The organism is Polaromonas jejuensis NBRC 106434 (assembly GCF_001598235.1).
Lineage (GTDB): Bacteria > Pseudomonadota > Gammaproteobacteria > Burkholderiales > Burkholderiaceae_C > Polaromonas > Polaromonas jejuensis.
The window spans coordinates 1-5,611 of the sequence record NZ_BCYO01000058.1 but is presented as its reverse complement, the minus strand read 5'-3'; the positions used below and the strand labels follow the sequence as shown (position 1 = coordinate 5,611).

General features: G+C 50.4%; 2 tRNA genes and 3 rRNA genes. All 5 read left to right on the top strand.

Annotated elements, in window-relative coordinates:
* Positions 1 to 277: 277 nt before the first annotated feature.
* The 5 genes from PJE01S_RS23965 (at position 278) to rrf (ending at position 5,560) form a co-directional block, all read left to right on the top strand.
* A 16S ribosomal RNA gene (locus tag PJE01S_RS23965) occupies positions 278 to 1,812 on the top strand.
* A 122-nt stretch (positions 1,813 to 1,934) separates the two neighbouring features.
* Positions 1,935 to 2,011 (top strand) — tRNA-Ile (locus PJE01S_RS23960).
* A gap of 27 nt (positions 2,012 to 2,038) precedes the next feature.
* Positions 2,039 to 2,114 (top strand) — tRNA-Ala (locus tag PJE01S_RS23955).
* Positions 2,115 to 2,432: 318 nt separating this feature from the next.
* A 23S ribosomal RNA gene (locus PJE01S_RS23950) occupies positions 2,433 to 5,312 on the top strand.
* 135 nt (positions 5,313 to 5,447) lie between these two features.
* A 5S ribosomal RNA gene (rrf, locus tag PJE01S_RS23945) occupies positions 5,448 to 5,560 on the top strand.
* The 16S, 23S and 5S rRNA genes sit together here with 2 tRNA genes alongside, the layout of an rRNA operon.
* Positions 5,561 to 5,611: the final 51 nt, after the last annotated feature.

Sequence of the window (5,611 nt, the reverse complement as noted above, 5' to 3'; positions counted from 1 at the left end):
AAAAACCGGTATATAATTTGAGGCTCAGCTGATTACAGCGAACGACGAAAACGAGGCGATGAAGTCGCCGAGTAGGTAGTTAGGATCATTAAAAATTTACAGCCGATAAGTATGGGCGTTTGAAGGCGATTGCCAGGCGAAGTTAACGAGAGTTAATCAGCCAGGTCTTCTGACCTTAAACGCTCATAGAGATAGAAGTGAAGTTCACTTCAATTCCGTTTTTATGAGTTTTCTTCCCGCAGTCAAATGCGGGGAGTTGAAAATTATTGCAGTGATTAAACTATAGAGTTTGATCCTGGCTCAGATTGAACGCTGGCGGCATGCCTTACACATGCAAGTCGAACGGCAGCACGGGAGCAATCCTGGTGGCGAGTGGCGAACGGGTGAGTAATATATCGGAACGTGCCCAGTCGTGGGGGATAACGTAGAGAAATTTACGCTAATACCGCATACGATCTAAGGATGAAAGCGGGGGACCGTAAGGCCTCGCGCGATTGGAGCGGCTGATATCAGATTAGGTTGTTGGTGAGGTAAAAGCTCACCAAGCCGACGATCTGTAGCTGGTTTGAGAGAACGACCAGCCACACTGGGACTGAGACACGGCCCAGACTCCTACGGGAGGCAGCAGTGGGGAATTTTGGACAATGGGCGCAAGCCTGATCCAGCAATGCCGCGTGCAGGAAGAAGGCCTTCGGGTTGTAAACTGCTTTTGTACGGAACGAAACGGTCTGCCCTAATACGGCGGGCTAATGACGGTACCGTAAGAATAAGCACCGGCTAACTACGTGCCAGCAGCCGCGGTAATACGTAGGGTGCGAGCGTTAATCGGAATTACTGGGCGTAAAGCGTGCGCAGGCGGTTATGTAAGACAGTTGTGAAATCCCCGGGCTCAACCTGGGAATTGCATCTGTGACTGCATAGCTAGAGTACGGTAGAGGGGGATGGAATTCCGCGTGTAGCAGTGAAATGCGTAGATATGCGGAGGAACACCGATGGCGAAGGCAATCCCCTGGACCTGTACTGACGCTCATGCACGAAAGCGTGGGGAGCAAACAGGATTAGATACCCTGGTAGTCCACGCCCTAAACGATGTCAACTGGTTGTTGGGTGCATTAGTACTCAGTAACGAAGCTAACGCGTGAAGTTGACCGCCTGGGGAGTACGGCCGCAAGGTTGAAACTCAAAGGAATTGACGGGGACCCGCACAAGCGGTGGATGATGTGGTTTAATTCGATGCAACGCGAAAAACCTTACCTACCTTTGACATGTACGGAACTCGCCAGAGATGGCTTGGTGCTCGAAAGAGAACCGTAACACAGGTGCTGCATGGCTGTCGTCAGCTCGTGTCGTGAGATGTTGGGTTAAGTCCCGCAACGAGCGCAACCCTTGTCATTAGTTGCTACATTTGGTTGGGCACTCTAATGAGACTGCCGGTGACAAACCGGAGGAAGGTGGGGATGACGTCAAGTCCTCATGGCCCTTATAGGTAGGGCTACACACGTCATACAATGGCTGGTACAGAGGGTTGCCAACCCGCGAGGGGGAGCTAATCCCATAAAGCCAGTCGTAGTCCGGATCGCAGTCTGCAACTCGACTGCGTGAAGTCGGAATCGCTAGTAATCGCGGATCAGAATGTCGCGGTGAATACGTTCCCGGGTCTTGTACACACCGCCCGTCACACCATGGGAGCGGGTTCTGCCAGAAGTAGTTAGCCTAACCGCAAGGAGGGCGATTACCACGGCAGGGTTCGTGACTGGGGTGAAGTCGTAACAAGGTAGCCGTATCGGAAGGTGCGGCTGGATCACCTCCTTTCTGGAAATATGCAATCAAATTCTTACGCCCATTCTTATCGGCTGTTGTGTTAAACAACAGCGTTGGCCTTCAGTTAAATTTTTAATCTAATTGGTGCCGCCTTTGGGTTCTGAGGAATTTGAGGGTCTGTAGCTCAGCTGGTTAGAGCACCGTCTTGATAAGGCGGGGGTCGTTGGTTCGAGCCCAACCAGACCCACCAAATCAGGTTTGAAGAAGTTTGAATCCTGGGGGATTAGCTCAGCTGGGAGAGCACCTGCTTTGCAAGCAGGGGGTCGTCGGTTCGATCCCGTCATCCTCCACCAACTTATCCATTGCGTACTTGACGCATATGTCATTAGTGCAAAGCATCTTCTTTGAGGGTGCTTTGTGTTAATTGATTCATTTCAATTATTGGCTGTTCTTTAAAAATTCATAGAGTTAAATCAGCGTTGCTGGTGGAAACTGCACATTCGTAAAGGTTTAGTGCAGACCGTGCCGCCAGCAACATTTAGAGATTTTTGATTGCGTCAAAAGAAACTTCCAATTTCGAGTCAAATCGATTTTTGAAGACGGCATAACGCGTCTGGTGAAAGACCAGACATCATTCCTTGAAGATAACTGTTGAGAGATCAAAGTTATAGGGTCAAGTGAATAAGAGCATGTGGTGGATGCCTTGGCAATGATAGGCGACGAAAGACGTGATAGCCTGCGATAAGCTTCGGGGAGCTGGCAAATTAGCTTTGATCCGGAGATTTCTGAATGGGGAAACCCACCCTTAGGGGTATCGCATACTGAATACATAGGTATGCGAGGCGAACCGGGTGAACTGAAACATCTCAGTAGCTCGAGGAAAATACATCAACCGAGATTCCGAAAGTAGTGGCGAGCGAAATCGGAGAAGCCTGTTAGTGATAGCAAGACTCTTAGCAGAACAGCCTGGAAAGGCTGGCCATAGCAGGTGATAGCCCTGTATGCAAAAAGAGACCTGTGGTACTGAGCTAACGACAAGTAGGGCGGGACACGAGAAATCCTGTCTGAATATGGGGGGACCATCCTCCAAGGCTAAATACTCATCATTGACCGATAGTGAACTAGTACCGTGAGGGAAAGGCGAAAAGAACCCCGGGAGGGGAGTGAAATAGATCCTGAAACCGCATGCTTACAAAAAGTAGGAGCCTCGAAAGGGGTGACTGCGTACCTTTTGTATAATGGGTCAGCGACTTACATTCAGTGGCAAGGTTAACCGAATAGGGAAGCCGTAGAGAAATCGAGTCCGAATAGGGCGATCAGTCGCTGGGTGTAGACCCGAAACCAAGTGAGCTATCCATGGCCAGGATGAAGGTGCGGTAACACGCACTGGAGGTCCGAACCGACTAGTGTTGCAAAACTAGCGGATGAGCTGTGGATAGGGGTGAAAGGCTAAACAAACTTGGAAATAGCTGGTTCTCTCCGAAAACTATTTAGGTAGTGCCTCAAGTATTACCGTCGGGGGTAGAGCACTGTTTTGGCTAGGGGGTCATGGCGACTTACCAAACCAATGCAAACTCCGAATACCGACGAGTACAGCTTGGGAGACAGAGCACCGGGTGCTAACGTCCGGACTCAAGAGGGAAACAACCCAGACCGCCAGCTAAGGTCCCTAAAATTGGCTAAGTGGGAAACGAAGTGGGAAGGCTATAACAGTCAGGATGTTGGCTTAGAAGCAGCCATCATTTAAAGAAAGCGTAATAGCTCACTGATCGAGTCGTCCTGCGCGGAAGATGTAACGGGGCTAAGCCAGTTACCGAAGCTGCGGATTTGCAATTTATTGCAAGTGGTAGGAGAGCGTTCTGTAAGCCTGTGAAGGTGGTGGTGTAAACCCTGCTGGAGGTATCAGAAGTGCGAATGCTGACATGAGTAGCGTTAAAGGGGGTGAAAAGCCCCCTCGCCGTAAGCGCAAGGTTTTCTACGCAACGTTCATCGGCGTAGAGTGAGTCGGCCCCTAAGGCGAGGCAGAGATGCGTAGCTGATGGGAAACAGGTCAATATTCCTGTACCGATGTGTAGTGCGATGTGGGGACGGAGAAGGTTAACTCAGCCAACTGTTGGATATGTTGGTTCAAGCTTGTAGTCGTGCCTGGTAGGCAAATCCGCCGGGCTTAGATGAGGAGTGATAACGAGGCTGCTTGCAGCCGAAGTGAGTGATACCCTGCTTCCAGGAAAAGCCACTAAGCTTCAGCTACACACGACCGTACCGCAAACCGACACTGGTGCGCGAGATGAGTATTCTAAGGCGCTTGAGAGAACTCAGGAGAAGGAACTCGGCAAATTGACACCGTAACTTCGGAAGAAGGTGTGCCTTTAGTAGGTGAACCATTTACTTGGGGAGCCCAATGAGGCTGCAAAAAATCGGTGGCTGCAACTGTTTATTAAAAACACAGCACTCTGCTAAGACGAAAGTCGACGTATAGGGTGTGACGCCTGCCCGGTGCTGGAAGATTAAATGATGGGGTGCAAGCTCTTGATTGAAGTCCCAGTAAACGGCGGCCGTAACTATAACGGTCCTAAGGTAGCGAAATTCCTTGTCGGGTAAGTTCCGACCTGCACGAATGGCGTAATGATGGCCACACTGTCTCCTCCTGAGACTCAGCGAAGTTGAAATGTTTGTGATGATGCAATCTCCCCGCGGAAAGACGGAAAGACCCCATGAACCTTTACTGTAGCTTTGTATTGGACTTTGAACAGATCTGTGTAGGATAGGTGGGAGGCTTTGAAGCCGGGACGCTAGTTCCGGTGGAGCCAACGTTGAAATACCACCCTGGTGTGTTTGAGGTTCTAACCTAGGTCCATTATCTGGATCGGGGACAGTGCATGGTAGGCAGTTTGACTGGGGCGGTCTCCTCCCAAAGTGTAACGGAGGAGTTCGAAGGTACGCTAGTTACGGTCGGACATCGTGACGATAGTGCAATGGCATAAGCGTGCTTAACTGCGAGACTGACAAGTCGAGCAGATGCGAAAGCAGGACATAGTGATCCGGTGGTTCTGTATGGAAGGGCCATCGCTCAACGGATAAAAGGTACTCTGGGGATAACAGGCTGATACCGCCCAAGAGTTCATATCGACGGCGGTGTTTGGCACCTCGATGTCGGCTCATCTCATCCTGGGGCTGTAGCCGGTCCCAAGGGTATGGCTGTTCGCCATTTAAAGAGGTACGTGAGCTGGGTTTAAAACGTCGTGAGACAGTTTGGTCCCTATCTTCCGTGGGCGCTGCAGATTTGAGGAAGCCTGCTCCTAGTACGAGAGGACCGGAGTGGACGAACCTCTGGTGTATCGGTTGTCACGCCAGTGGCATTGCCGAGTAGCTAAGTTCGGAAGAGATAACCGCTGAAAGCATCTAAGCGGGAAACTCGTTTCAAGATGAGATCTGCCGGGGCCTTGAGCCCCCTAAAGAGTCGTTCAAGACCAGGACGTTGATAGGTCAGGTGTGGAAGCGCAGTAATGCGTTAAGCTAACTGATACTAATTGCTCGTGCGGCTTGACCCTATAACTTTGATTCATTCAAAGTTGTTATGCCAAGTTGACGCATTCAAAAAGCGTGTAAACGCAAAACTAAATAAAAGCTGATTTACTCTATGAATTCGATGGGCTGCCGCTTCGGCAACCCGTCAACAAGTTATGCCTGATGACCATAGCAAGGTGGTACCACTCCTTCCCATCCCGAACAGGACAGTGAAACGCCTTAGCGCCGATGATAGTGCGGATTCCCGTGTGAAAGTAGGACATCGTCAGGCTCTTACAGCGACAAACCCCCGCTTGATGATTCAAGCGGGGGTTTTGTTTTT